The organism is Pseudomonas mandelii (assembly GCF_024138395.1).
Lineage (GTDB): Bacteria > Pseudomonadota > Gammaproteobacteria > Pseudomonadales > Pseudomonadaceae > Aquipseudomonas > Aquipseudomonas mandelii_E.
Map to the genome: position 1 here is coordinate 238,716 of NZ_JAMYDU010000004.1, position 26,289 is coordinate 265,004.

The following is a 26,289-nucleotide window of genomic DNA, read 5'->3' on the forward strand; positions in this document are numbered from 1 at the left end:
GTTTTTTCCATGGAGCGTTTTTTCACGCCTGTCTGCCTGCTGGGTTTGCTGAGCGCATGCACCGCGCAAATCCCCAATACTTTGCCGACCGATACAGAAATCGACAGTGGCTCCAATCGGGCCCAGCACTCGAGGGGCACAGCCGAAGAAAGCCATCCGGCAGAGCTTCGTTATGGCCGCTACACACTGGTCAGCACCGAGCCCACCACGGAACAACGCGATCTTCTGGCCCAAATCATTGACGTGAACATCCCGTCCAGCCTGAGCCCTTTAGTGCAGGATGCATTGCAGTACGTATTGCAGCGCTCGGGCTATTCGCTCTGTCCTGTTTCCGCGGCGGTGAAGGTGCTGTTTACCCGGCCTCTGCCCGCAGCTCATTACCGGCTTGGCCCAATCCCGTTGCGCAACGCGCTACAAGTGCTGGCAGGCCCCGTCTGGCAACTCACGACCGATGAAGTCAGCCGTTCGGTCTGTTTCGAACAGCAGAAAACGGATGCCGGCGTCGCGCTAATCACACCAGCCTCGCCCCTTCAGTTGGAGGCGCGTCCATGAAAGCCTCAACGTTTCAAACCCTCATTGTCGGCTTACTTTGCCTAGCGATCGCGGGGCTGAGCGGCGGTTTGTATAACCAGTATCAGCGCGTGGCCGAACTGCAGCACATGAACACGCAATACCAACAAACCCTGGGCACCCTGCAACGTGATTCAAACGCGCTCAAGGATGCACAGGAGAAACTGCAGTACGCGCTGAAGGACCTGAAGCAGATGGTTGATACCGGTGAGCAACAGGCCAATACCTTCGATCCGATGCTGGATCAATGGGCGCAAGAGATACAGGAACTGCGCGATGGTCTGGCAGCCCGCGCCACCGCAGCCGACATGACAGCGCTACGTGCACGCCTTGAGCACATCGAGCAGCAGTTTCTGGAGCTTAAGAGTCCGCCATCAACCTCACCACCGACGCCGTCCGTGACCAAGCCAAAACAGACGGCTCGCCCCAAGCCCGCGCCACTCTCGCCACCGTTCTCAGTGTTCAGTGTCGAGTCCCGCGGAGGTGAACGTTTTCTGGCGGTCGCACCTCATGACAGTCGCTCGCTCATGGATGTTCGGCTGCTGCATAGCGGCGAGCAATTGGGCGCCTGGCAGTTGAAAGTGCTGGAGCCGAACTCAGCCATCTTCGCAGTGGCGGCTCAGCCAGACCAGACCGTTCACCTCCCTTGAGACGCAATCATGAACAGAGCGCAACTGCCCGCAGTCGCCTGTATCGTTTCGCTACTGAGCACAGGAGCAGCGATGGGCAATCCCATGACGACACAGTCACGGATCCAGGACGTGCAGTCCGCTCCCTTGGCGCGCTCTCACGTGGAACAGGCTGCGAACTGGGGTCTGACCGAGCAGGAGTGGACGCGTTTCGAACAGATCCAAGCCGGCCCGCGCGGCTTCTGGAGCCCGAACCTCGACCCCTTGACCGCACTCGGAGTCGAGGCCGAAACCGAGCAAGAGCGCCAGCGCTATGCAGAACTACAGGTAGCGCTGGAAGCCAAACGCGCCGAGCGCGAACTGGCCTACCAGAACGCTTACACCGCCGCCTGGGCCAAGCTGTTTCCCGGGCTGCTGCCGATCCAGGACATGGCATCCCCATCCCCTACCAGCTCAGCGGTCGCGCCGCGCCAAGCTCTGTTTGTCGAAGACCATTGCCCAGCGTGCACCGCCAAAGCGCAGCGTCTGCAAAGCAGTGACACGGCGTTCGATATCTACCTGGTGGGCAGCCAAGGCGCGGATGAACGCGTCCGTCGCTGGGCCCGGCAAGCCGACATCGACCCAGTCAAGGTTCAACACCGGCAGATCACCCTGAACCATGACCGTGGTCGCTGGTTCAGCCTGGGGGCCCCGGGGCCATTGCCTGCCACATTTCAACAGGTGAATGGACAATGGCAACGCCTCGACTGAGTGCTATTGCGCTCCTGCTGACGATACTCGCCGTCCAGGCTGACGAACTTCCGCCGCCGGCCTACCAACTAGCGGCGCATGACGCCGACATCCCTTCTACCGTGCTGTTCGCGATTGCTCTGCGGGAGAGTGGTATCCGCGTCCGTGGTCGACTGCTGCCTTGGCCCTGGACGCTGAACATCGCCGGAACACCTTACCGCTTCGCCACTCGCCAGGCCGCCTGTAAGGCCTTGCTTCAGGCGCTAGCCCGACAAGACGCCAAGCGGGTCGATGCTGGACTCGGGCAAACCAACCTGGGTTACCACGGACAACGCTTTTCCAGCCCCTGTGAAGCCCTCGACCCCTACCAAAATCTCGCCGTCACTGCCGCACTGCTGCATGAGCATCACGCCACCACCGGTGATTGGATGTCAGCGGCCGGACGCTATCACCGCCCGGCGGGAGGAGCGGCGGCCGCACGTTACCGAGCAGGTTTTTCCCGGCAACTTGAACGACTGATGGTTTCTTTCGAACAAGGCACACCGCCATGAAGCGAATCCCCCTTACCTGTTATTTCATCCTGCTCTTGGCACCTCTCGCCCAGCCGGAACTGACCGTAGCCGGGGATCAGCCTAGCGACTTCACCCGCCCCCATTTTCAGGTTGCCAGGTCGCCCATAAGCAACAACACCCAACCTGATCGGGCCATGCATGCGGACCTGTCCACGTTTGCCGATGAAGCCTGGATACTCCCCGTCCGCAGCTCTCACTTGAGCCCCGGCCAAATCACGTCTCGCGCCCTGAACATGCCCGGCTTGCGGCCCTTCTTTCTGGTCGGTGACGACCCCCAGTCACTGGCTTGGTTGCTTCAGCGCGCGACTCAACTGCAGGAAATGGGCGCAGCCGGTCTAGCGGTTGAAGTAACCGATACCGAAGCTTTGGCCCGAATTCGAGCAGCCGCTCCGGACATCACCATCCTGCCGGTCAACGGCAACGACATCGCCACCCGCCTGCAGATTGAGCACTACCCCGTCTTGATCACCGCTACCTCATTGGAACAATGAGTCCAAGTCATGGCCGAGCATGCGATGGAGTCCAAGCTCCGGCCAGCGGTGGAGTTGTACACCGTAACAATCTGCGTCGCTGCCGCGGTGTTGTGCGTGTACTCGCCCTGGGCTGTGGCCCTGTCACCCGAGATCGGTCTGGTTGCAGCGCTGGCCTATGCCCTGTTCGGCCTTATCCGGCTGAGACAAGCTTGGGAGGTGCTGCGTTATCGGCGCAATATCCGTCGGCTGCCCCGCTACGAGCTGACCAGTCGGCAGATTCCGGTCAGCCGCAAGCGTCTGTTCATGGGCCAAGGCTTTCGCTGGACCCGCCTGCACACCCAGCGCTTGGTCGAGGCCCAGGATCCGGCGGTCGCCCACTATGTCGACCAACCGACCAGCTACCGCCTGGCCCGTGGACTCGAACGGCGCCTGGAGCATGCACCGTTTCCACTCTCGATACTGGCCCGTGTCACGGCCTGGGACAGTGCCTTCAATCCGTTGCGGCCTTTGCCCCCGGTAGGTGGCTCGCCACTATTGCATGGGGTCGAGCCCGATGAAACGGAAGTCAGTCTGCCGCTGGGCGAACGGGTCGGACACACCCTGGTGCTCGGCACTACCCGTGTCGGCAAGACCCGGCTCGCCGAGGTGTACATCACCCAGGACATTCATCGCATCGAACATGAGGTGGTCATCGTCTTCGATCCGAAGGGCGATGCCGACCTGCTCAAACGGATGTACGTTGAAGCCAAGCGGGCCGGTCGGGATAAGGGGTTTTATGTTTTCCATCTAGGCTGGCCGGAGATCTCCGCTCGATACAATGCGGTGGGACGCTTCGGGCGCATCTCGGAAGTGGCGTCGCGTATCGCCGGGCAGCTTAGCGGTGAAGGCAACTCCGCGGCCTTTCGCGAGTTCGCCTGGCGTTTCGTCAACATCATCGCCCGCGCCCTGATCGAGCTGGGCCGACGTCCGGACTACCTGCAGATCCAGCGCCATGTGGTCAATATCGACGCGCTGTTCATCGAGTACGCCCAGCAGTTCTTCGCAAAGACCGATCCGAAAGCCTGGGAAGTGATCGTCCAGCTTGAAGGCAAATTCACCGAGAAGAACATTCCGCGGCATATGGTCGGCCGCGAAAAGCGTGTGGTGACCATCGAGCAGTACCTGGCGGTGAAGCGGGTCTTTGACCCGGTGCTGGATGGGTTGCGCTCGGCGGTGCGTTACGACCGAACCTACTTCGACAAGATTGTCGCCTCGCTACTGCCGCTGCTGGAGAAACTCACCACTGGCAAGACCGCCCAGTTGCTGGCCCCGAACTACACCGACCTGGACGACCCGCGACCAATCTTCGACTGGATGCAGGTCATCCGGAAACGCGGCATCGTTTATGTCGGCCTGGACGCGCTGACCGATGCCGAGGTGGCCGCCGCTGTGGGCAACTCCATGTTCGCCGACCTGGTCTCGGTCGCCGGACACATCTACAAACACGGCATCGACCATGGCCTGCCCAAATCGGGTAACTACAGTGACAAGTTGCCGATCAACCTCCACGCCGATGAGTTCAACGAGTTGATGGGTGATGAATTCATCCCGCTGATCAACAAGGGTGGTGGCGCGGGTATCCAGGTGACGGCGTACACCCAGACCCTCAGCGATATCGAAGCACGTATCGGCAACCGGGCCAAAGCCGGCCAGGTCATCGGTAATTTCAACACCCTGCAGATGCTTAGGGTGCGCGAAACCGCCACCGCCGAATTGCTCACCCAACAGTTACCCAAGATCAACGTGCTGACCAAAACCCTGGTATCGGGTGCCACCGACACCTCCGATCCTGAAGCCAACACGGATTTCACCTCCTCCTCGCAGGATCGTGTCAGCAGCACCAGTGTGCCGCTGATCGAGCCTGCGCATATCGTCAGTCTACCCAAGGGACAGATGTTCTCCTTCCAGGCCGGTGGCCAGCTCTGGAAAGTCCGCATGCCGTTGCCAAAACCCTCCAACGACGATGCCATGCCCAAGGACCTGCAGGAACTCACTCAGCGGATGCGCGCCAGCTACAACGAACAGGCGGGTCACTGGTGGAGTGCAAGTGGCGGCGGCCCGACGCTCGACTTCGATCCAGATCGGGTTACGCCTCCACGCCCCTCTGTAGCGGTGGACACGAGTGGGCCTACTCAGGAGGTCCCATAACGATGTCGGCCCAACGCGCCTCACGGAGTCTGGGGGGATGAGTTCAGCTCAGAACCCTCCACCGCAACCCATCCAGCGCCCAGGGCTAATCGTCTCGGCGATTAACCTGGTCCTGCACGTCATCGGTTTGCTGATCGCCTCGTTGCTGTTCTCGATTCTGATCGAGTGGGCCGGTCTGCTGCTGTTCTGGGGTGATCAAGGCTGGCGACACAGTCAGGCGATGCTGAGCAGCGAACTGGGCTGGCTCAGTGAGCACTTCAAATCCTCACTGATCCTCCAGCAGCCTGGGCAGACGGTTTTCCAGTGGCTGGATTTCCTCCAGCAGTGGTTGTTGGTCCAGACCGGTTTTGCGGACTTTGCACAGCAGGCGCGGGTGTCGAGCCAGGGCAAGGGTTTCTGGGGCTGGATCAATCAACTGTATGTGAGTATTGAGGACTTTGTGCTGGCGGCGGTGTATGTCAGCTTCACCTTTGTGGTGCGCCTGACCATTTTGGCCTTGGCGACTCCCCTGTTTCTGCTGGCCATGTTCACCGGTTTTATCGACGGCCTGATGCGCCGCGACCTACGAAAATTTGGAGCCGGGCGCGAAAGCAGTTTTGTCTATCACCGGGCCAAGCGAGCGGTCATCCCACTGCTGATCGTGCCCTGGATCCTTTACCTGTCTCTGCCCTTTTCGCTCAATCCCATGGTTGTTTTTGTGCCTTGCGCCGTGATGCTCGGGGTGGCCATGGCCATCACAGCGGCGACATTCAAAAAATATCTCTGAGTGCGACACGAATGCTTATCTGCGGAAGTGTTCAGGAGGCCAGCTCATGAGAGGCCCAAGCTCCCGGTCGTAAGGAACCGCCAGTCCCGCGTTAGTGGACAACCCTCACAGGTGTTTGGCTTCGAGAGGAGTTTGATCATGGCATTGGTTGGTAGAAGAGACGGGCGCAATTTTGGCTATGGCCGACAACTGAGTTATGCCGGACCGAAAGCCTTGCGCGATTTTTTTGGCGGAGGACATTACGCCACGGTCAAGGCGCACAGTGATCGCTGGCAGGCGTTTGTCCGCTGGTGTCGTTCGGAGAATGGGCCGGGATTTAACAATGCGCGACAGATAGATCGGCAGACCTTGCTGGACTACGCAGAGCATCTGCGCCAACAAGTTGAACAAGGCGCTATCGGCATCGCTACTGCGCAAAACCGGTTGTCCAGCGTGAACCGGACTATGGCGGCGCTTCGCGGCGATCAGTCTGTGAAGGTGCCGAGTCCGAGTATGGCCGTGGGAATGCGGCGCACCAGTGTTCGTCGCTCGATGCCGCAAGGCCAAGACCACGAACAGGTTAAGCGGATCGTCGACGTGCTCTGCGAACACCAAATGCCGCGTGCGGCGGCTATCGTTCAGTTGGCGCGAGCCACCGGCATGCGCTTGCGCGAGGCCATTTTGGCCGATCTACCGCGCCTAAAACATGAGACCGAACACTGCGGCAAACTCAACATCCTAGATGGCATTCAAGGTGGCCGTTCACGTGCGTCGGCGCTTCGTTGGATCACGGTAAATGATCCAATTCATGACGCGCTGAAATTTGCCGAACAGGTTTCGCCCAACGGTAGCCGCAACCTGCTTGCACCGAACGAAAGCTATGTCGATTTACAACGGCAAATCATCCGCCCCGCACGAGAGATCCTCCATTCGCACAACCTCAAAGGCTTCCACGAACTTCGGATCGCCTATGCGTGCGAACGCTATGAGCAGATCACTCATCATCTCGCGCCCATCAACGGTGGCCGTTGCTACCAACTCGACCGACGCCTAGATCAGGATGCCCGAGTGCAAATCAGCTACGAGTTGGGCTCGGCCGTATCGACCTGTTATCGACTTACATTGGTAGTCGAACATGAGTAAGCCATTCGATATGGAGCCGTTGCTACTGCTCGCGAACGTAGTCCGACATGATCGGATCAGCCGTGACGTGTGAATTGTGCTGGTGGATCTTTGGGAATGGCATGGTCGTTTCCTATGCGGATGGCTTCGGGACGCGAGACATCAGTAACCCGCACACTTCGCATAAATAGCTGTCATCTAGCCCGTTTCTGAGGCCCTTGATCGAAATACTCTCCCAGCACTTCGAATATGGCTGATCGTTCTCGGTGGTTTTCTCTTCGCCCTGGTGGCCGTTGGGGCAAGCAAAGTATTCATACGTGCGCATGGTCATAGCCGTGGTTTCCTCTAGCTGGTGATCAGCCTGCGAACCTTTCCCATTTTTTGATCGCTGCGCTGGTTTTATCCACGTCTATACCACTGACGAGTGAATCGGCAAATGCAAGGTGAGCCTCCATGTAACTGTCAAAGTCCCTCACCTGGACACCATTCGAAAGAGCGCGACTCCACCAAGAAAATGCGACTACCAGCTTACCGAGTTCAGGGTCATGCTGATCTTTCATTCGCTCAAGACCGCCATCGTTATGAGCTACCGCCCAGCCAAAGGCTTTGGAAAAGTCCCGAACCTTCTGCGGCTGTGAACCGCTTGCTAGCTTTTTATGAATAGCAGCGTGAGTTTTTTGATCCTCTATCAAAGAAGACACATAAAGAAGCCCGCAGATGCGGCAGGTAGCAGTGCTCATAATGCTGATCCCCTTGTAAACGTGGACGCGAAAGTGGTCCTCTCCTACGGGCTTAGCCTGCACATTGGCGGGCTGGCCGTGGAGCGGCGTTTCCGTGATTACTTGAGCCTAATTTTCAGCCTATCGCCCCGATAGTGTTCAGCGTCTACTTGGCTGTTCGTGGAAACAATTCGTCACATGCGCTCGCCTGATAACGATTCTTCGTATCAAGCAGGCACTCTTCCGCAGAGGAATATCCGTAGACCTTCTTTGAAGCCCACGGCCCCACTGCTAGACCAACAGCGAAGGCAATAGCGGCAATCGCTGCTATAGGAACTAAGCCAGTCAGCTTTTTCGCAGGGGCCGAATCTGGCACGCTGCCACTGGGTCGATTTGATCGAAGGGATGCCACTGCTTGCAAATACTCACGGGCAGTCAGCTCCCCTTCATCGTATTTGCGGAAAAGTACAATCTGCTTTGCCAGTTCCGGGGTCAAGGACTTGAGGTCAATAATCGCCAGTTCGTCGGCGCTCAGATCATCCAGTTCATCTGCCATGTTCAAACCCTTCCGACTCCGCCAGAGCGTGCCGTAGCTCAATGAGCTGGGTACGCGCTGAGTCAACAATGGTTTTTTCGAGCTGGTTCATCTGCCGCTGACCCTCAACGATTTCGCGGACTCGAAAATTGCGCCTCTCCTACTGCCGAAGTCCGCAAGCGCGGGCAGTGAGTGGCAGTCTTTTCCTATCGACTTTCGGCCAATTTTTGAGCTAGGTCCTGGAACGATCGATCATCTGGTCCATTACGTCTGAACGCAGAAAGCAACGTCAGCATAAAATTGTAATTTCTGGCATCCATCGCACGTAGCTGAGAGCCTATGTCGAACGGATATTTTTGGGCGTTCCAAAGGTGCAATACGAACGCTTGCAGTGGCGGTTGCTGCAAGATTGTCTGGGCATGAATAGCAAACTCACTGGTAACCCCGGTGGCCATGTTGATTCCCTGTCATTTGCGGGACGCGAAAACCGCGCCTCTTCTACTGCCGCTGCCCAGCGTTTGACGGCTGGGCTTGGCATGCACCTGGGAAGGATTTTCCGTTATCCGATCACGGGTAAGCTAGCATCAGATGCGTTTGGAAAAACCAGTAACTGTCTTTGCAGGTGCGGTTTCGAAAGCAGTTGAGCGGTCATGGGCCTCGATTACAAAGGCGCGCATATACTGTTTTACCAACGGCTTCAGGCGCTCGTGAGCTTTGTCGAGGTCGAGGAGCTCGGCGTTTTTAACCCATACCGGATACTTGTTCGCCAGATCCGCGTCAGCCTTTGACCCGGCGTGTTTGATCAGGTTGTTGAGCATTCTCAACTCATCCACCGCCTCGAAGCCTACGAGCTTGGGAACCGTCAATTTCTAACTGGGGTACGCCAAGAAGAATTTTACCGATCTTCTTTTGACCGATGTCTGGAAACGTTGATCCAAGCACACGCTTTATGTGTGTCTCGACTTGTCGATATAGACCACTGATCGCGAGTGCATGACCGAGCTTCTTAGCTTCACCTAGTTGGTAAAAATCATCCTCGAGGAAAGACTGGTAGGCCTCCATTTCGCCTTCGTTCTCGAAGCTATCCGCGCTCAATCCTTCATACTGTTCACGAAGGTGTTTCTCGCTCTGACTTGCAGCGGGTGCAGCAGCGAGTGGAATTCATCCAGCACGTCAAAACTGTGTAAAAGATGGATGGTCCTCAGGCTCCGCCCGAAGCTGAAAGATTTTTTTGGTGTGGTGCTCATATCTGTTCCCTGCTCGATCATGAGGGCCGAAAGCACCCTGTTCCTATTGCAAAGCCCGCAACAGAGGCGGGCTGATGGCACAGCGATTTTCCTCGAACAAATGGTTCGTTATGCGTAGTGGGGTTACTTCGCTTGAGCGGTATCAGGCGTTGCCTCCCAGGCCTCCTGCCGGGCCTTGTCGGTGGCCCGCCCCAGCTCCATCGCTTCCGCCTGGGTGAACAGACCGACAATGCGCAGTTCATAGATCTGCCCTTTCAGCTTGCCGAACCGGTAGCGGCGCAACTTCGGCTCGGCGTTGACGCGCAAGGTTTCGATACTGGTGCGAATCGACGCCATACGCCGTTCTTTCAGCTCTGCCCATTCGGCTTCAGTCATCATGGTGCATTTTTCCTACTCATTTGCCATATGGTTGGCTTTGTCATGCCATTTGCGAATGGCCTCAGACTCCGAGTCTCCCCGAACCGCGACGGGCTTACCTCGGAAGTCCGCACTTGCGCGGAAGCCCCCCTTATCCTTACCAACCCAACCTTCTACCTGTTCCCCATCGATTGAGGCATAAAATCGTTTTGCTCCGCTCATGGCCGTGGCCTCCTTGAAGTTTGGTCAAACAAAGCATGCCATCACGACAGCGGAGCAAGGGCGATTTTCCTTCACATTTCGAGGGGGCGGCGCGGACCATCGATCCCGGTTTCGAGGTCGAATGCTTTCACCAGCATGGCTTTCGGCGCGTCGAAGTTCGGCGCTGACTCCGCCTGGCAATTTGCGCCGTAACGATAGAACCCGTCACGGGCCATGTCGTCTTTGCACCTGGGCGAATTTTCCTGCTTATTCGGCGTTGTTGCCCGTCGTGTTCTTCGCTGCACCTTTCATCCAAGCGAAGATATCGAAGTGTTCGTCATCCTCTCCGGCAGTGATTTTGGGGCTTCCGACATCGCCTTCCAGATCCGTGTTCGCGGTGATCAGGACCGTTTCCTCATCGACCGGCGTAGCCCCTCGCAATAACAAACGATCATGAAAAGATGGAACCATATCGACGACCAGCAGCAGGTAATCGTTAGCGGCTGCAACTCGGTACAACGCCCCGATTAACCTCTTCCCGAGACGCTGATGTGTCATGATCTCCGGCATCAAAATATTCGGGATTTGCATCTGTCTGGCGTCGTGAAGGAATTGGAGCCTGAGAACGAGGGTTTTCCCTTCCCTCTCCGCATCCTGCTGGCAACGCACTTCGATTAGAGACTTACCTTCATTCGGCTTATGCTTCAGTTCGATTTTGGCATTTGTCAGATTGTCCAACCCAGGCCCGAGCATTTCGCATATGACCGAGTAGGCGATATCAGTGACCGCTCGCGCAGCGTTTGTCAGTTCCACATTTTTTCCTACTCGATCCTGGGAACGAAAATCGTCCCTCTCCTACGGGCTTAGCCCCGACTGGCGGGGCTATGGTGCTACGGGAATTTCCTTCAACTCTGGATTTCGTCAGCAACAGCCTTGTCAGCATCGACACCGATCCGAAGAAGTACCTGGGCCGCAGGGGCACTCAAACCGCAATTGTCCAAATCAAGCAAGCCAACCAACGTCTTGACTGCGTGATAGCGCTGCAAAGCGGCTTCATTGCGACCGTCTTGTGCTTCGATGGTGATACCGTCCAGCTCCTGCTCAGCAAGGGCAATCAGACTTTTTTCGAGGTTGGTCAATTCCATGTTTTTGCCTCAGCTTGACGGGCGCGAAAACCGCGCCTCTCTTACTGACGTAGCCCCGACTGGCGGGGCTGTGGTGCTGCGGGAAATTCCTATACTTTTGGGGCAAAGCCGCCTAGTTCGAGAATACGCTCGTGCTTCGATACATCAACACTTTCGGTATGCCCGTCTGGGAACCGAAAATCGACGTGCTGCGGTGGAGCTTCTACCGGAAAATGGAGCTTGAACGTCGCAATGTTTTCAGCCTCGATCTGTCGCATTTGCTCGGAAGCTTCCTCGCTCAATCCGCTTTTGTGATGCGTGAGCGATACTAGATCGGTGAGTGCGCCCGAGTGCATGAGATATTCAGAATGGTCATCGTCATTGGACTGCCCCGCTTGATGCTTGGGGTAGTGGGCAGCCAGCGCTTCCTGATGCGTTCGGGCATTGTCGATCAGCGATTGTTCCAGCAGGGTGAGAGCCATAGTGCGTTCCTCGTTCAGTGGACGCGAAAAGCCGCCCTGGTACTGCCAAAGGCCCAATCAGGGGCCAGAGGTGTGCAGCGATCTTTTCCTTGGATTCAGTTGTGTTTGCCTAAGCCGGTCAGCTTCATGCCCGGCTGCTGCATCCTATTTTATTCAGCAGCGTCGGCAGGTCTGCGATGTAGCAGTCCGGTTCAGACTCGTGCATCCCTAGCCGAATTGCGAAAGCCTTCGACTCATCGTTGACCGATTCGATTTCAATGTATTCATGCCCGAGATTTGGAGCGCTCTGCGCAAGATGCGCTACCAGCGCCGTACCGTGCCCAGCTCGACGCTCGCTAAATGAAATTCTCGCAATGATCAACTTCACGCGCCCATCACGCATGGGCTGTATACGGATATACAAATCTTTCCATTCCGACTTAACCCTGACAGTCACGTTATTTTGTCGGATTTTCAGATCCTGGGCTGCGTCTTGAAATCGCTGGCAGTAGAAGCTCTTAACTTCTTCAGCCAAGAGCGATACGGCCTTCCGCTTATATGCGTTGAATTCGTTGGATTCCATAAATACACCTGTGACGGGAGGGTTCAATTGTGTTCTTTAGACCTGATCAAGGCTTCCAAATTTGGCATGACATTGGCGTCGAGGTGATCCTGCATTCGCTGGCTCAGATGGTCCTCGTTGGGAATATCAACGCCCTCTTGACTCGCCCATCCCCGCAAAACGCCCAGCAATACCATGCTGACGGTGTGACCATCATCCATGTACTGGAGCAGGAAAGCCTTTAGCCTCCCCCGTCCTTCATCGGAATGCAGGTCAAAACCGCCGGGCACATCATGTAGCCGATGCGCGATGACGTTGCGATATTGGAGGAAGCGATCCAACTTGTCGTCAAAGGTGGGATGCAGATCTACCCGCTTCCGCAGCGCTTTGAGCAGTTGTCCCAAAGTGGCTTTGGAATGTCGCTCAAGCAGGATCTGAAGCTGTTCCACTGTTTGCAGTGGCTCGCCGTGCAAAGGAAACGTTAGGCAACTGCTCAACAGGTGCTCAACACTTTGCCCCGCGATCACCGCAAGGCCCAATGTCTTCAACACATCGTCCTGAACAGGCTTGTAGCCAGATTGCGCTTTATCTTTCATGATCATGTCAGTCCTTGATGTGCTGGACGCCAAAAGTGGCATCGTTCTACAGCCAAAGCCCGCGTTGCTGATTTTTCCTATGGCAGTTGGCAGTAGAGCTGGAGCTGATGAATCTCATCCTTGCTGACTTCCCCCAGCCCCTTCCCGGTCATAACCTTCTGGGTCAGCGCGTCTGCCAGATCGCATATTGGTTTCATGTTGAGTGTGACCAGAGTTAATGCTTCAGCCAGAAGCTCAATCAGCAAATCCCTGGACGAAAAGCTTTGGCTGAGCGGCAACGAATTGTGGAGCAAAACGGTTAGCTCACGTGCGACTGCATAATCCTGGCCTGCGCCTGTTTCTCCGTCCTCAAGGATTAGATGTGCTGCTTGGGCGTTAACTTTCTGTTGCCCACGATCTATGGCTTCGCCCATCGCTCCCGCTAGCTTAATCAGCGCTCGCCGTCGCACAACAGTACGCATCTCTTCGATCGTCTCGAACCGCGCATCAAAAGTAGTGTTGGCCTTGCCCCTATGGGCTTCTAGGGATTGGATTACCAGCTTGATTTCTTGCGCGTCAAAACCCAACGCAACCGCAATAAACCAGTGTGCCGCCTCATGCTGGGAAAGAGCGACAATTCGCTGAATAAGCTCAATAGGCTGGGTGGGCATCGTCTTTTTTCCTATTTCAAATCGCGCTCGCGATTTCGCTCAGCGACCCTTAGTTTTTCAAGCCAATCGTCATGCTCTTCGTCACCGATGAGCGTTGACCAACTGATCCATTAGGTAGGCCAGAAACTCCGTGCTTTCATCCGCGAATTTTCTGTCTGTGCGCTGCTGCCAAACTGAAAATTCTTCAACAACGGTGCTGAGCGCAACCCATGTGGTGATCTGGTTCGGTAGTGATTTCGCCTGCATCTGATCTTCTTCCTGAATTGAAGGCTCGAAAGTCTCGCCCTGGTACTGCCAAAGCCCGCACGGGCGGGCAGAAAGGCAGCGGCTTTTCCTCGTTACACCGAGATTTCGCAGTCAAGCGGCGCAAACATCCAGATTTGGCCAAGTCCGGCTTGCACACACAGCACGCACCAAGACTCATAGTTGATCGGCTTTTCTCCCAGCGTCCAGCGGCGGACAGTACGACGCGTTAATAGATCGATACGAACTTCTCACCACTATTTAAGCCTGGTCACTCCATCTACTCGTACCAAGCAAGCCGGGCTAGCGTGTTTGTGGGTTTCTGCTATACCCAAGATGGGCACGACATAAGACGTAATTCGGCCAGACGCAGCACTTCATCTCACCGCAGAGGAAGGCTATAGCTCTTCCACTGCGTGAAATACCTACTGGAGGCAGTCTAGCCCTCCTCGGCCCCTCTAGTCCTGCGCCAGACCCGAATAGATTGCGCTCGCATTTGGCGTGGACATATCCGCCTGGTACCGGCCATATCTCGACAGCACCCAAGCATCCCCCGCGCGGAGATAAGCGCCCAGCCAACGAAGGAGACAGCGAATGACGCTGCATACCGACATCGCGAATATTGCCGGCCAGAACCCTGCTGTGTATGTCGGTGCGGAAACGCTCTCCGGGGTCGCTTTCGACACGTTCAGAAGTCAGATCATGATCATGAAAGGAGTGCACATTCCTACTGTGACGGACAGGTTCTACGCGAAACTCCTATTCGCAGATACGGTTGGGGGCGAATCGGCGAAGAACATCAAATTCGGCCTTCAGCAAGACGGAACCGCAATTTACTTGGCAGCAAACGGCGGGCTTAAATTGACCGTCGAGTACGGCGCAGCCGAAAAGATCACCGGTACGGATACATATTCCGAGACTGCGCTGGGTAAGATTGAGATGCTGATCAAGGACATGTCCGTCTCGATCAGTGTCACCTCCGAAAAGATCGCTGTTTCTCCGTGCAATGCATGCTTTATCCCGACGATCGAGCGTGATCAAAACTTCGACGACATTTGCATCAACCTGAGCCTGGATCTGCTTCTTGTGAGTCGAGTAGAAGGGATGATTGCCTACAGCGGCATCCAGACTATCGTGGCCTCACTCCTTCGAGAGCCTCAGGTAATCGACCTGACAGCGTTGTTTCCTGGTGTCGTTTTGCTGGGCCAGATTGAGGCTGTGGTCACTCCAAACGCAGAGGCCGTTTTAATCATCCCGGGATCAGGTGTTGAAACCCGGCCGGGGTCGCTGTGTGATTGCGCGGAGACCAATGACGGCGTTGGGCCAACAAAGCCAGGCACGATCACAACGGACGGACAGATCAAATTAGGTGGTCCAACCGCGGGTGCGATAAACCTCGGCCGCCTACGTCCCGGCATCGGCGAAACAGGCTTTTACATGCCTATAAAACTTGCCGTAACCATCACCGAAGGCCCGCCGCCTATCACCAGAACAGACGTTGAGCAGAGCGGCTTCATTTGCTGGGAAGCTCAGGCGGTCGTGGATTGGAAGATACGCAAGACATGGTTCGATACTGCCCGAGGCGCGGTGATGGTGCAGTGGTGGGCGAAACCCGGTGCAGCGTTTGCAGTAGGTAGTATTAAGGTTGATCTGGGAAAGCTTGGCAAATTTGGCGTTGCCGATTTCATCGCCAAGCAGCAGCCATCACCGGCAACCTTCACAGTCGCCCTTTTTCCAGATGCAGTAGCAGGTATGACCACGCTTCACCCAGTCATTGAAGCAATTGATATGGGCGAGTTTTTCATCGAGCCAAGCATCATAAGCTTTGTAATGGCACCGTTTAATGGTCCAGCTGGCGTCGTATGGTTTATCACGGAAACGATCATGTACGGGACCGTTGCCCATAACATTCCGATCGAGCTCACAAGGACTCTCAAGAAATACTTGGCAGGGCTGTCTTGGAAGATCCAGGACCTCAGCTATTGGGGAAGTAAAAGCCACTCCATAACGAGCAACCGCCCAAATCCAGTTGTGCTGTGGGACGCCACGGCAGATTCCATTCTCATCTCTGCTCGATTTGACGATTGATCGACGAGAAGGCCCTGCTTAACAAAGTTTTGTATAAAGTCATCGACTGTTCGAGACTTGTAGGCCATGTAGTAAGTGTCGTACCCCAGCGCTCGGGCAATAAATTCGTTGACCGCTGTAATCCTGACCTTGGTGCCCGCGTCCCGACATTTCCGTGATTACTGCGCGGTCTTGTAAGTCGGTCCAATGAAGCCGCGAGGAAGGCGACTCTTGTGCCCCAACGTTTCGAGACGAATTGTCCAGGCTTCCTTCCAACCCAACCCGGATTTTCTGTCAGCAAGCGGGATGGGTGAGGTGGAATTTTCAACGTCATAGACCACGACACTTGACTGTTCTAAAGCCTGATGGATGCGTGGCGTCTCCAGTTCCCCTCCATACCAATCAAGATCGATGATCACAGGAACAACTCCGGCTATCGAGGACTTGAGGCGCTGCGCTTCACAGGTCCAGGTAGTAAATGGACTGCTATCGCCCTGCAAGGTGAAAATCTCGACCGCAACATCCAGATCGCTGTCTGGCTTATGTGCCACGAACTCGGCTGCCAAAGAGATACGCCTTTCGAATTAGCGGCTCGGAGATGACCCATTTCGCGACGGCTGCTGCCATAGTCTCAATGTTCATGGTCCATCCCCGTTACTCAAAGAGTGCTTGGACACGGGCCAGCACATCGTCAATCACAACCTCGGGCACCGACTCAATGCGCTTTGCGCCACGAGCCTCAAGGTTAACGGTGCGAACCTGGTTACACAGAACAACACCTTGAGTCTCAGTACCTGAACCACTTAACGGCACCGCAAAACCGGCGTATCTGGCAAAGTCGCCGCCCTGAGTGATCGGTGCAATGATTGCGAGTCCAGATGCGTTATAAGCCGCAGGTGTGAGAATTAATGCCGGACGGAAATCGCCCTGCTGCTCACGACCAGCGGTTGGGTTCAGGTTCAGCCGCACAATGTCAGCCCGGTTGAATTTCGCTCGCTTCAAACTTCACGCCCTACTGGATGCATTTCGTTCCACTCGGCCAGTTCCGCAGGCTCAGGCGCATTCAAATCACACTTGGCCATCAGATCAGCCAGCCGATAGTGCAGCTTGGCTTTTGCCGGTTTAAGCGTCATCACTTCTGCGGACGCATTGAGCATTAGCACATCGCCGCTGGCCAAGCTCATTTGCTTGAGCACGGTCGCGGGCAGGCGAATCGCCGCGCTATTGCCCCACTGCTGAATTTTCACTTCCATAAAACACCTCACAAAGTAGAAACATTGTAGATACTATTCGAATGCGTGGCAAGCCATTTGTAGAAACATAGTATCTACAATACCAGCTCAGAGCAGGGTACGAAGTTAGCGTCTCGGCCAAGGCCGATCAGGCTCAAGATGTCGTTTTCCGTGGTCCGTATCCGGCCTAGGTTGATCCTGAGGCCTTGGGCGAGGCGGGTCCTGCGGAGGTTGTCTTGGTGGTTGTCTATCGTTACTCATTGGAAAGCGCTCCGGGAACGTAAAATTGATGATTTGGAAGCTCGGATAAAACTTGTTGTTCGCATATTTTTTTTAATCCGGCCACCTCTACTCTCTCAGGGGATTTGTCGACAAAATTTCGAAGTCTTTCTTTGATGGACTTGAAGCGGTTTTGATGCACCTTCTCGTAGCCACGCGCCTGACTGATATCGAGACGTAAATCCCTCAAGTCATATGCAATCAACCTGTAAGCGATGAGGAGTTCTTCATAGCTCTTGATCTTTTTCGCATAGTTCAGAAAGGGTTTCGCGATTGCTACTAGCGCCGCAACCGCAAGAAAACCCTGCCAATAGGGCTGACCAGCAGTCGTCTTCCAAAAAGCAAATCCAGCAATCGCAGATGTTGAGGATGTACAAGCGATTGTGATTTCAGCCCAAAAATTTCGGCGCTCGAACGTCAGAAGGCGACGTCCGTAATACAGTTGATTCAATCGAGCCGTGCGCAATAGGTCATAAACATCCCAAACCGGATGATCCTGATTCGACATCAAATAATTCTCCGCACAATGTCACCCAACCGCGCAGGATCGCCAGCGCAGAGCTTTTTTACTGCTTCAAGACTCTCGATGCCCAGAATCTCGCTTATGTGCCGTAGATCGATGCCTCGGCGCTTGAGCTTAACCGCGAGCGTTCGCCGTCCTGACTGCGCACTGGCCCCCTCGATCCCGGCAAGGCCAAACAGGCGCGTGTACAACCGGCTGAGCTGGTTCGCGCTGTAATAGGTCTTGCCGTCCCGGCGTTGAGCGCTGATCTTTAATCCTTCGCCTGTTCGACCGGAGACGAACAAGGGTGAGTCGGGATCAAGGCCGCGGAAAGCCATCACCCTGGTTGAAACACCGTGACCGCGCTCAAGTCGTTCTGCAAGGTGCGCATCTATCGCATTGGTCAGTTTCTTATTGGTCCAGCACAACGGCCTTGAACGATGGTTATAGGCAATCTCTGCACGTACCTGGGAGTCGATCAGCACAGCGCCGGATTCAGTCAGGTAATCGCTCACACGCAGACGGCAAATCTCCGTCACGGTCATGCCAGTGCCAAAGCAGGTCAACAACAACGCCGCATCTCGGCCCCCATTTTCGGGGCTGCTCACTTTGGCGACTCTCACCGCATGCTCAAGCTGTTCATCTTCGATAACGGTAGCCTTTGGCATGGATCACTCTAAATGCTTAATTACCATCAATCCTGACATAGTAAGTCAACAAAAAGGCCGGAGATAGCCCCGGCCTGTTGGTATTACTCTCGTTCACGGAAAATGGGTTGTGACGATATAGTCATCAACGAAACTCATCGAGAGTGGAATTCCCCTAGAGCCTCAACCAATCTCTCCACCAAAGATCGAAGGACCACATTAGCTGTAATGTAAACATCCCCAGTCCTTTCCCAGAAAAAAGCGATTCATCAGACCTCAGGTTTCTTACGGAAAAATTCGACCTCTAACTTGATTCTGCTCCCAGATCCATATGGGCCAGCATCATGCCAACTACCATCTTTCGCTGCTTGTTACTGCTCTCGCTGGCTATCGTCGATGGCAACAGCTATGCCGCATCTGGTCATGAGCAGGATCAGCTCAGCCGAGTCCAGCAGCAGCTCGACATTATCGAACGCCTTGCAACGCAAGCTGAGGCAGCCAGCACGGCTGAACCAGTCGAACGCTATCGCTTCGACTATCTCCGTCTTTCCCAAGACATCCAGCGCATCCGCCACGGTGTGCAGGGCTACCTTTCCCCTTCCCGCGCTCAACCCCGCGATCCCAGTGAACTGGTCGGCGACTACCGCCTCGACACTCCGTCCGTGGAGCCCTCGCCATGAGCATGACTGAGGCTCAGACCGCTGCCTTTCAAAACGCGTCCGGTTTCTCACCGCAGAGCAGTTCGACGCTCTGGCTGTCCCTGGTTCTCGTCCTGGCTTTGCTGTGGTGTGCCTGGGTGATGTGGACGGCTTACCGGGGTTGGGCGGCTGGCAGCGTGCGCTTCGGTGCGTTGGGCGGCAGCGCCGCCCGCGTCCTGCTCGTGTTGTTGGTTCTGATGTTCTTCACCCTTTCCTAATCCAGGAGATCGCCGTCATGTTCAAGTGCCTTGTCCCCCTGAAAAACAACCTGCGTGATCGTGCGACCCAACGCTTGATCGGTCTGCTGCTGGTGCTCGGCCCAACCCTGGCTTTAGCCGAGCTCCCCACCATGGAAGCCCCCTCGCGCGGCGAAGGCTCCGGGTTGATCGAGACGATCAAAAACTACGCCTACGACGGCGGTATCCTGCTCGGCCTGCTGATCGCCCTGCTCGCGTTTCTCGGCGTGGCCTGGCATTCCCTGACCGTCTATGCCGACGTGCAGAACCAGCGCAAGACCTGGAAGGACTTGGGTGCGGTGGTCGGTATCGGTGCTCTGTTGGTGGTGATCATCATCTGGTTCCTGACCAAGGCTGCCGCGATTCTGTGAGGTCGGCATGAACGACAAAATCGAACATCTTGCCGACGGCACCTTGGTCTTTCTGCCAGAGCGACTCAATCGTGATCCCGCCGTATTGCGCGGTTTAACCAATGATGAGATGTGGGTAGCGCTCGGCACCGGCGCCGTCATTGGCCTGCTGCTGGGCGTTCCTCTGGCGATCGCCACCGCCTCCATTGCCGTGGCGCCGACCAGCATGATCGCAAGCATGGCGGTGGTGTTATTTGCCGGTGGCACACTACTGCGTCGGGCCAAACGGGCTCGCCCCGAGACCTGGTTGTACCGCAAGCTCGAATGGATACTCGCCAGCCGTTGGCGCCTGGGGCGCGGAAGTTTGATTCTCCACTCTGGCGCCTGGACGGTTCGCCGTTCGCATCGACTACGCCCTGCCCTGTCCCGGTGGCAACCATGAGTCGTTTTCGGAATAAGGTGGACGCCCAACAGGCCCATATCTTCAGCCTGCGTCTGGCGGTAATAATCCTTGCCCTGGTCTGTGCCGGGCTCTGGTACGGCTGGCGCTCGGCACCGACCGATCTGACCGTGCATGTACCACCGGATCTGCGCTCGGGCAGCACTCGCAAGTGGTGGGATATCCCCTCAGAGAATGTGTATGCCTTTGCCCTGTACATCTTTGGTCAGCTCAACCGCTGGCCCTCAGATGGAGAGCAGGACTATCGCCGCGCCATCTATGGCTTACAGTCCTACCTGACACCCTCCTGCAAGGCCTTCCTTGACGGTGATTATGAGTACCGCAAGGCCGCCGGCGAACTGCGTCAGCGAGTTCGTGGCGTCTACGAAATTCTGGGGCGAGGCTACAGCGAGGATCCTGAACTCCGGGTCAAGCAACTCGACCGCGACAGCTGGTTGGTCAAGCTCGACCTCAATGCCGATGAGTATTACGCCGCCGAACCGGTGAAACGGGTGGTGGTGCGTTATCCATTGCGCGTGGTGCGTTTCGACCTGGACCCCGAACGCAATAAGTGGGGGCTGGCACTGGATTGTTATCAGGGCACGCCGCAAAAAATCTCCCTGCCTGGAGGTGAGCCATGAAGCGGATGTCTACCCTGGGAGTGACAGTCGCACTGATGTTATGGGGAGTTGCAGCGCAGGCCGTCGAGCTGATGCACTGGGAACGCCTCCCTCTCGCGGTCCCACTGGTGATCAATCAGGAGCGGGTGATCTTTGTCGATGAGGCTGTTCGAGTCGGCGTGCCCTCAACCCTGACGGACAAGCTGCGCGTGCAGTCAACCGGCGGCACGCTGTACTTGCGCGCGTCGGAAGCCATTGCCCCGACTCGACTGCAACTCCAATCGGTCGCGACGGGCGAGATTATCCTGCTGGATATCGCGGCCACTCCTGGTGATCAACCGTTGGAGCCCCTGCGTATTCTCAAGAATGTTCCGGTGCAAGCTACCGAGACTGAGTCGAGCACCGTACCTGTTCCAGAACGTACACCGATCCCGGTCGCTTTGACGCGCTATGCCGCACAGAGCCTGTACGCGCCGCTGCGCACCGTAGAATCCCTACCCGGCGTACGCCGCGTACCACTCAAGCTGCGCACCGAACTGCCGACCCTGTTGCCGACCGAAAACGTTTCCAGCACACCTATCGCCGCCTGGCGACTCGGTGATTACTGGGTGACGGCAGTGAAGTTGCGCAATCGTGGTTCAGAGACGGTGCAACTCGATCCGCGTCGGCTTCAGGCCAAGCTGTTCGCCGCGGCCTTCCAGCATGCTTTCCTCGGGCCTGTCGGCAGCACTGAAGACACCACGATTGCCTACCTCGTCACCCGCGGTGCCGGCCTCGAACACGCCGTGTTGCTTTCGCCCGTTGCGCGAGGGGCTGACGATGAAGGCTAACGCCTTGCTCAAATGGCTAGTACCGGCTGCGCTGCTGGCCGTGGTGTTGATCATCCTGAAAAGCTGGGTCGCGGGCGGCAGCACGCCCTCTTCAGAGCCCCCGGCTGATCAGGGCAATCTTCAGTTATCCACCGAGCAAGCCAAGTCGCTCGGCATTGCGGGCGATACCCCGCGTGACACGGTCGCCACTCTGGTCGGCCAGGTGAAGGCCATGCGCAGCGACATGCTCGGTTTGAAGAAACACAACGATTCACTGCAGACGGAGAACAACCGCCTGCGCGAGCGGGAAAACAGCGTCGATTCGCGTATCCAGACGGCACTTGGCAGCGTAACCCAGCAGGTCGACGAAGGCCGCCGCCAAGCCAACGAGGCCCGACTCAAAGCAGAACAAGACAGTCGTCAGGCTCGCGGTCTGCTGACGCAATTGCAGGACCAGTTGTCGGGGCTGACCAGCAAAGGCAAGGATATGCCAATCGGATTGGGGCTTGAGCCGGGCGACGGTGCTCAGTTCGACGGGCAGCATTCTGCCAATGATGCGATGCAGTGGATTGAGCCCTCGGATGCTCCGCCCACCGATGCCCGAGGCAAAACCACGACCTCCTCCGCACTGAGTCTGCCGACTGCCTTCAACTCCCTGGAAGGCTTGAAAGATAACGCCATTGATCGCAGCCAGAAACAGCTACGTGCAGCCACCCAGGGTGAACGTGACCTGACGCGATCCGCTGATCGTAGCGAAGGCGCGAAGCCGGTCTACACCATTCCCGAAAACGCGACATTGATGGGCTCGGTCGCCATGACCGCGCTGATCGGCCGAGTCCCGGTGGATGGCACCGTGAATGATCCCTATCCCTTCAAGGTGCTGGTCGGCCCCGAGAATCTGACGGCCAACGGCATCGACCTGCCGGACGTCGCAGGTGCCGTGATGAGTGGCACGGCGTCCGGTGACTGGACCCTGTCCTGCGTACGCGGACAAGTCGAGTCAATCACCTTTGTGTTTACCGATGGCACCATCCGCACGGTGCCTCAGCCAAAGGCGGTAGCCACCCGCAATGCCTCCACCACCCAGAGCTCGAACACCGACAAGATCCGTGGCGGCCTCGGTTACCTATCCGATCCGTATGGCATTCCTTGCATTGCCGGCGAGCGCCGCTCGAACGCCCAGCAGTACCTCGGCAGCCAGAGCCTGATCACTGCGGCCGGCGCGGGTGTCGCCGCCTTGCTCGGGAATGAGCAAAACAACAGCAGCGTGATCAGTTCGGGCGGCAGTGCCCTCGGGGTCGCCAGTAGCACGGGCAACAGCGCGCTGAATTCAATTCTCAGTGGTGGGGTCAGCGACATCCGCGAGTGGGTCAACAAACTGTATGGCGAAGCCTTTGCTGCCGTGTACGTGCCACCGGCAGCACAAGTCGCCCTGCACCTCGACCATGAGATCACCATCGACTACGAGCCCAAGGGCCGGAGCGTTCGCCATGAAAAAGACCAAGCTTCTCTGCCTGACCTGGATTAGCGTGTTCTGCTGGGTCCTGGCGGGGTGTTCCACCGACAAGGAGACGCTTCTGCCCCATGGCGAGCAAACCATGCTGGACATCTGGAACAGCGCCGGCTCGCAAGGCACTCAGCAGCAACTGCTGGATGCTCGGCAGCAGTTACGCCGCCCTTTGGCTCAAGCAGATTTCTCCGTTGCTCTCCAGGAACCGTACACTCGCACAGCAGCGAACGAGATCCGCAACCTGTTCCCTCGCTTGCCCAATCCCGATCTAGTGCTGTACGTGTATCCGCATCTGAGCGGTACCGAGCAGGCACCGGTCCCGGGTTACTCGACCGCCTTCCCCTTCTACCAACGGGTGCAGTACGCATTGCCGGGTGAACGTCAGGAAGACTTGTAGTGCGCACCGGCGATGCGGGCAACCGCACTCCCGCGTGGAAAGCCTGGCGCAACCCGTTGCGCCCTCGCGCCACGTTGGCCGATGAAGCCGCACTGTATGCGCACCACCCCAGCTTCACCGATCACCTGCCGTGGGTCGAATACCTCGACAGCGAACAGTGTTTTCTGCTCGATGACAATCGCTCGGTGGGTGCGGTGTTCGAGTTGCTGCCCATCGGCACCGAAGGGCGCGAACCCGATTGGTTGATGGCGGCCCGCGATGCCCTCGAGGATGCCCTGCAGGATAGCTTTGACGAGCGGGATCAAGCGCCTTGGGTGGCGCAGTTTTTCTGCCAGGATGACAACGACTTCTCCCCCTACCTCAATCGGCTCACTGGCTATATTCAGGACAGCGCGCGAGGCACCGTCTTCACCGAGGCGTATTTGCAACTCAGCCGCCGTCATCTGAAGGCCATCGCCAAGCCGGGTGGGCTGTTTGAGGACAAGGTGGTGACGCGCCTGCCCTGGCGTGGCAACAACCGCCGGGTGCGCCTGGTGGTTTATCGCTGGCTCGGGTCTGGCGATGAGGAGACGGGACTCAGCCCGGTGCAATCCCTGCAACAGGCTTGCGAACGTATCGGTGCTTCGTTGCAGGCGTGCGGGGTGCAACCAACACGAGTCGATGGCCGAGGCCTATATGCCTGGTTAGTGCCCTGGTTCAATCCAACCCCCAAGCTCACCGATGAATCGCCCGAGGAGTTCTATCGCCGCGTGGCCTACCCGGAGTCGGGCAACGATGAGTCGCTGGAACTGCCCTTCGATCACGATTTCGCCGAGCGGTTGTTCTTCAATGAGCCGCGTTCGGATGTGCCGCACGGATTCTGGTTTTTCGACGATCAACCCCATCGGGTGATGGTGGTGGACAAACTGCGGCGGGCGCCACTGATTGGCCAACTCACTGGCGAAACCCGCAAGGGTGACGCGGTGAATGCGCTGTTCGACCAGTTACCCGAAGGTACGGTGATGAGCCTGACCCTGGTGGTCAAACCGCAGGATGTGCTCGAAGAGCAGTTGAACCGCCTAGCGCGCAAAGCCATCGGTGAAAACCTGGCCTCGACCCAGACCCGCCAGGATGTCGAAGAGGCTCGCGCGATCATCGGCCGCCAGCACAAGCTGTACCGTGGCACCCTGGCGTTCTACGTGCGCGGTCACGATGAACAGCAGTTGCACCAGCGCTCGGTCAGCCTGGCCAGCGCGCTGCTGGGTGCGGGGCTGCAACCAGTACGTGAAGGCGACGAGGTCGCCGCCTGCAACAGCTACCTGCGCTGGTTGCCAATGGCGTACAACCCGGCCTGCGACACGCGCAACTGGTACACCCGCCTGATGTTCGCCCAGCACCTGGCGAATCTGGTTCCGGTGTGGGGCCGCAGCACGGGCACCGGCCACCCGGGCATAACCCTGTTCAATCGTGGTGGCTCGCCGTTGAGTTTTGATCCGTTGTCACGTCTGGACCGGGCCATGAACGGTCATCTACTGTTGTTCGGCCCCACCGGTGCCGGCAAGTCGGCCACCCTGGTCACCCTGTTGATGCAGGTCATGGCCGTGTACCGCCCTCGCCTGTATATCGTCGAGGCCGGCAACTCATTCGGTTTGCAGGGCGACTACTTCGCGACACAGGGCCTGTCGGTCAACAAGGTCCAATTGAAACCTGGCGCCTCGGTCAGTCTCGCCCCGTTCGCCGATGCCTGGCGCCTGGTCGAGCAGCCGGATCAGGTGGCGAGTCTGTCGATCGATGAGCTGGACGATGAGGCGGTAGCCAGTCGCGAAGACCAGCGCGATGTTCTCGGCGAATTGGAAATCACCGCTCGCCTGATGATCACCGGTGGCGAGGCCAAGGAAGAAGCCCGCCTGAGTCGAGCCGATCGTAGCTTGATCCGCGAATGCATCCTGGATGCGGCGCAAACGTGTGTCGCGGCGGGTCGCCAGGTACTGACCCGTGACGTGCGCGACGCCTTGCTGCACGTCGCCGCTGACACGCACTTGCCGGAGAAGCGTCGTGAGCGTGCCCAGGAAATGGGCGAGTCCATCGACCTGTTTTGCCAGGGTTTCGAAGGGGAACTGTTCGATCGCGAGGGCACGCCTTGGCCCGAGAGCGATGTGACCATTGTCGACCTGGCCACCTATGCTCGCGAAGGCTACGAAGCCCAGATGTCCATTAGCTACATCAGCCTGATGAACACCGTGAACAACCTTGCCGAGCGCGACCAGTACCTAGGTCGACCGATCGTCATGGTCACCGACGAGGGCCATATCATCACCAAGAACCCGCTGCTGGCGCCATTCGTGGTCAAGGGCACGAAGATGTGGCGCAAACTCGGTGCCTGGTTCTGGCTCGCCACACAGAACCTGGCCGACTTCCCCACGGCCGCGCAGACCATGCTCAACATGATCGAATGGTGGATTTGTTTGAACATGCCGCCCGCGGAAATCGAAGAAATCGCACGGTTCAAGAAACTCACGCCGGCACAGAAAGCCTTGTTGCTCTCCGCCAGCAAGGAGCCGGGAAAATACACTGAGGGGGTCGTGCTATCGAAGAAGCTCGAAACGCTGTTTCGGGCCGTGCCGCCAAGTCTTTATCTCGCCCTGGCCATGACGGAGCCCGAGGAAAAAGCCGAGCGCTGGACACTGATGCAGGAGAACGGCTGCTCTGAGTTGGAAGCGGCGTATCGGGTAGCTGAACGGATCGATAGAGCGCGAGGAATAGAACCCGCATAGGGGAATCTATTCAGGCCTCTCGCTCTAA

Annotated in this window: 35 protein-coding genes and 1 pseudogene; 18 read left to right on the forward strand and 18 right to left on the reverse strand. The window is 57.1% G+C overall.

From position 1 onward, the window contains the following. Positions 1-9 precede the first annotated feature (9 nt). The 8 genes and pseudogenes from NHU87_RS09540 (at position 10) to NHU87_RS09575 (ending at position 7,044) form a co-directional block, all read left to right on the forward strand. Positions 10-552 carry a PilL N-terminal domain-containing protein gene (locus NHU87_RS09540; RefSeq protein ID WP_253547751.1) on the forward strand — a complete coding sequence of 181 codons (543 nt, stop codon included), beginning with the start codon at positions 10-12 and terminating at the stop codon, positions 550-552. Next, positions 549-1,220, forward strand: a complete 672-nt coding sequence (locus tag NHU87_RS09545) for a chemotaxis protein (RefSeq protein WP_253547753.1) — start codon at positions 549-551, stop codon at positions 1,218-1,220. Before NHU87_RS09540 ends, NHU87_RS09545 begins: the two co-directional genes overlap by 4 nt. A gap of 9 nt (positions 1,221-1,229) precedes the next feature. Next, on the forward strand, positions 1,230-1,949 hold the full coding sequence (locus NHU87_RS09550) for a TIGR03759 family integrating conjugative element protein (RefSeq protein ID WP_253547755.1): 720 nt from the start codon (positions 1,230-1,232) through the stop codon (positions 1,947-1,949). Continuing rightward, entirely contained in the window at positions 1,931-2,479 is a 549-nt protein-coding gene (locus NHU87_RS09555; RefSeq protein WP_253547757.1) for a lytic transglycosylase, read from the forward strand. Before NHU87_RS09550 ends, NHU87_RS09555 begins: the two co-directional genes overlap by 19 nt. Then, a complete protein-coding gene (locus NHU87_RS09560) occupies positions 2,476-2,991 on the forward strand; it encodes an integrating conjugative element protein (RefSeq protein WP_253547759.1) in 516 nt (171 codons plus the stop codon). The genes NHU87_RS09555 and NHU87_RS09560 overlap by 4 nt, the downstream gene beginning before the upstream one ends. A gap of 9 nt (positions 2,992-3,000) precedes the next feature. Then, positions 3,001-5,160, forward strand: coding sequence for a type IV conjugative transfer system coupling protein TraD (gene traD, locus NHU87_RS09565; protein WP_253547761.1), 2,160 nt, complete (start codon positions 3,001-3,003; stop codon positions 5,158-5,160). A gap of 37 nt (positions 5,161-5,197) precedes the next feature. Then, on the forward strand, positions 5,198-5,926 hold the full coding sequence (locus tag NHU87_RS09570) for a TIGR03747 family integrating conjugative element membrane protein (RefSeq protein WP_253547763.1): 729 nt from the start codon (positions 5,198-5,200) through the stop codon (positions 5,924-5,926). 138 nt (positions 5,927-6,064) lie between these two features. Further along, positions 6,065-7,044 (forward strand): annotated as a pseudogene (locus NHU87_RS09575) (integrase domain-containing protein). A gap of 339 nt (positions 7,045-7,383) precedes the next feature. On the opposite strand, the gene NHU87_RS09580 reads toward NHU87_RS09575, so the two are convergent. From NHU87_RS09580 to NHU87_RS09635, 13 genes are all read right to left on the reverse strand, one after another. Then, positions 7,384-7,767, reverse strand: coding sequence for a C2H2-type zinc finger protein (locus NHU87_RS09580; protein ID WP_253547766.1), 384 nt, complete (start codon positions 7,765-7,767; stop codon positions 7,384-7,386). A gap of 145 nt (positions 7,768-7,912) precedes the next feature. After that, entirely contained in the window at positions 7,913-8,302 is a 390-nt protein-coding gene (locus NHU87_RS09585) for a hypothetical protein (protein WP_253547769.1), read from the reverse strand. Between the two features lie 185 nt (positions 8,303-8,487). After that, positions 8,488-8,736: a DUF7673 family protein gene (locus tag NHU87_RS28600; RefSeq protein WP_034128269.1), complete on the reverse strand. Its 249-nt coding sequence runs from the start codon at positions 8,734-8,736 to the stop codon at positions 8,488-8,490. A 129-nt stretch (positions 8,737-8,865) separates the two neighbouring features. Further along, positions 8,866-9,099: a hypothetical protein gene (locus NHU87_RS09590; protein ID WP_253547771.1), complete on the reverse strand. Its 234-nt coding sequence runs from the start codon at positions 9,097-9,099 to the stop codon at positions 8,866-8,868. Between the two features lie 552 nt (positions 9,100-9,651). After that, the gene (locus NHU87_RS09595; RefSeq protein ID WP_253547774.1) at positions 9,652-9,906 is read right to left on the reverse strand and encodes a hypothetical protein; all 255 of its coding nucleotides are present in this window, start codon (positions 9,904-9,906) and stop codon (positions 9,652-9,654) included. Between the two features lie 272 nt (positions 9,907-10,178). Further along, on the reverse strand, positions 10,179-10,322 hold the full coding sequence (locus NHU87_RS09600) for a hypothetical protein (protein WP_253547778.1): 144 nt from the start codon (positions 10,320-10,322) through the stop codon (positions 10,179-10,181). Positions 10,323-10,353: 31 nt separating this feature from the next. Beyond that, positions 10,354-10,899, reverse strand: a complete 546-nt coding sequence (locus NHU87_RS09605) for a hypothetical protein (protein WP_253547780.1) — start codon at positions 10,897-10,899, stop codon at positions 10,354-10,356. Positions 10,900-10,991: 92 nt separating this feature from the next. Then, positions 10,992-11,231 carry a hypothetical protein gene (locus NHU87_RS09610; protein ID WP_253547783.1) on the reverse strand — a complete coding sequence of 80 codons (240 nt, stop codon included), beginning with the start codon at positions 11,229-11,231 and terminating at the stop codon, positions 10,992-10,994. Positions 11,232-11,320: 89 nt separating this feature from the next. Then, positions 11,321-11,692 (reverse strand): hypothetical protein, encoded by a 372-nt coding sequence (locus NHU87_RS09615; RefSeq protein WP_253547786.1) that lies wholly within the window; start codon positions 11,690-11,692, stop codon positions 11,321-11,323. Between the two features lie 124 nt (positions 11,693-11,816). Further along, a complete protein-coding gene (locus NHU87_RS09620; protein WP_253547788.1) occupies positions 11,817-12,254 on the reverse strand; it encodes a hypothetical protein in 438 nt (145 codons plus the stop codon). Positions 12,255-12,277: 23 nt separating this feature from the next. Beyond that, positions 12,278-12,829 (reverse strand): hypothetical protein, encoded by a 552-nt coding sequence (locus NHU87_RS09625; protein ID WP_253547791.1) that lies wholly within the window; start codon positions 12,827-12,829, stop codon positions 12,278-12,280. 77 nt (positions 12,830-12,906) lie between these two features. Next, the gene (locus NHU87_RS09630) at positions 12,907-13,479 is read right to left on the reverse strand and encodes a hypothetical protein (protein ID WP_253547794.1); all 573 of its coding nucleotides are present in this window, start codon (positions 13,477-13,479) and stop codon (positions 12,907-12,909) included. An 81-nt stretch (positions 13,480-13,560) separates the two neighbouring features. Continuing rightward, the gene (locus NHU87_RS09635; RefSeq protein WP_253547796.1) at positions 13,561-13,725 is read right to left on the reverse strand and encodes a hypothetical protein; all 165 of its coding nucleotides are present in this window, start codon (positions 13,723-13,725) and stop codon (positions 13,561-13,563) included. Positions 13,726-14,316: 591 nt separating this feature from the next. On the opposite strand from NHU87_RS09635, the gene NHU87_RS09640 reads away from it, so the two are divergent. Beyond that, complete coding sequence (locus tag NHU87_RS09640) at positions 14,317-15,810, forward strand: hypothetical protein (protein WP_253547799.1); 1,494 nt, start codon at positions 14,317-14,319, stop codon at positions 15,808-15,810. A gap of 158 nt (positions 15,811-15,968) precedes the next feature. Here NHU87_RS09640 and NHU87_RS09645 read toward each other — a convergent pair whose 3' ends face one another. The 5 genes from NHU87_RS09645 to NHU87_RS09665 form a co-directional block, all read right to left on the reverse strand. Beyond that, complete coding sequence (locus tag NHU87_RS09645; RefSeq protein WP_253547801.1) at positions 15,969-16,355, reverse strand: hypothetical protein; 387 nt, start codon at positions 16,353-16,355, stop codon at positions 15,969-15,971. A gap of 88 nt (positions 16,356-16,443) precedes the next feature. After that, on the reverse strand, positions 16,444-16,791 hold the full coding sequence (locus NHU87_RS09650) for a type II toxin-antitoxin system ChpB family toxin (protein WP_253547804.1): 348 nt from the start codon (positions 16,789-16,791) through the stop codon (positions 16,444-16,446). Beyond that, positions 16,788-17,042, reverse strand: a complete 255-nt coding sequence (locus NHU87_RS09655) for an AbrB/MazE/SpoVT family DNA-binding domain-containing protein (protein ID WP_253547806.1) — start codon at positions 17,040-17,042, stop codon at positions 16,788-16,790. Before NHU87_RS09655 ends, NHU87_RS09650 begins: the two co-directional genes overlap by 4 nt. A 232-nt stretch (positions 17,043-17,274) precedes the next feature. Beyond that, the gene (locus NHU87_RS09660; protein WP_253547808.1) at positions 17,275-17,808 is read right to left on the reverse strand and encodes a hypothetical protein; all 534 of its coding nucleotides are present in this window, start codon (positions 17,806-17,808) and stop codon (positions 17,275-17,277) included. Further along, the gene (locus NHU87_RS09665) at positions 17,808-18,470 is read right to left on the reverse strand and encodes a tyrosine-type recombinase/integrase (RefSeq protein WP_253547811.1); all 663 of its coding nucleotides are present in this window, start codon (positions 18,468-18,470) and stop codon (positions 17,808-17,810) included. The genes NHU87_RS09660 and NHU87_RS09665 overlap by 1 nt, the downstream gene beginning before the upstream one ends. Before the next feature lie 323 nt (positions 18,471-18,793). Here NHU87_RS09665 and NHU87_RS09670 point away from each other — a divergent pair, with 323 nt between their 5' ends. The 9 genes from NHU87_RS09670 to NHU87_RS09710 are packed head-to-tail and all read left to right on the forward strand — an operon-like array spanning position 18,794 to position 26,261. Then, positions 18,794-19,129 carry an RAQPRD family integrative conjugative element protein gene (locus NHU87_RS09670; protein WP_253547813.1) on the forward strand — a complete coding sequence of 112 codons (336 nt, stop codon included), beginning with the start codon at positions 18,794-18,796 and terminating at the stop codon, positions 19,127-19,129. Further along, entirely contained in the window at positions 19,126-19,365 is a 240-nt protein-coding gene (locus tag NHU87_RS09675; RefSeq protein ID WP_161549007.1) for a TIGR03758 family integrating conjugative element protein, read from the forward strand. The genes NHU87_RS09670 and NHU87_RS09675 overlap by 4 nt, the downstream gene beginning before the upstream one ends. Before the next feature lie 17 nt (positions 19,366-19,382). Then, a complete protein-coding gene (locus NHU87_RS09680) occupies positions 19,383-19,754 on the forward strand; it encodes a TIGR03745 family integrating conjugative element membrane protein (protein ID WP_253547816.1) in 372 nt (123 codons plus the stop codon). A 7-nt stretch (positions 19,755-19,761) separates the two neighbouring features. Beyond that, positions 19,762-20,175, forward strand: a complete 414-nt coding sequence (locus NHU87_RS09685; RefSeq protein ID WP_223473665.1) for a TIGR03750 family conjugal transfer protein — start codon at positions 19,762-19,764, stop codon at positions 20,173-20,175. Further along, complete coding sequence (locus NHU87_RS09690; protein ID WP_223473666.1) at positions 20,172-20,813, forward strand: PFL_4703 family integrating conjugative element protein; 642 nt, start codon at positions 20,172-20,174, stop codon at positions 20,811-20,813. Before NHU87_RS09685 ends, NHU87_RS09690 begins: the two co-directional genes overlap by 4 nt. Further along, positions 20,810-21,622 carry a TIGR03749 family integrating conjugative element protein gene (locus NHU87_RS09695; protein ID WP_253547818.1) on the forward strand — a complete coding sequence of 271 codons (813 nt, stop codon included), beginning with the start codon at positions 20,810-20,812 and terminating at the stop codon, positions 21,620-21,622. The genes NHU87_RS09690 and NHU87_RS09695 overlap by 4 nt, the downstream gene beginning before the upstream one ends. Then, the gene (locus NHU87_RS09700) at positions 21,612-23,129 is read left to right on the forward strand and encodes a TIGR03752 family integrating conjugative element protein (protein WP_253547821.1); all 1,518 of its coding nucleotides are present in this window, start codon (positions 21,612-21,614) and stop codon (positions 23,127-23,129) included. The genes NHU87_RS09695 and NHU87_RS09700 overlap by 11 nt, the downstream gene beginning before the upstream one ends. After that, on the forward strand, positions 23,092-23,508 hold the full coding sequence (locus NHU87_RS09705; RefSeq protein WP_253547824.1) for a TIGR03751 family conjugal transfer lipoprotein: 417 nt from the start codon (positions 23,092-23,094) through the stop codon (positions 23,506-23,508). The genes NHU87_RS09700 and NHU87_RS09705 overlap by 38 nt, the downstream gene beginning before the upstream one ends. Beyond that, complete coding sequence (locus tag NHU87_RS09710) at positions 23,508-26,261, forward strand: conjugative transfer ATPase (RefSeq protein WP_253547827.1); 2,754 nt, start codon at positions 23,508-23,510, stop codon at positions 26,259-26,261. Before NHU87_RS09705 ends, NHU87_RS09710 begins: the two co-directional genes overlap by 1 nt. Positions 26,262-26,289: the final 28 nt, after the last annotated feature.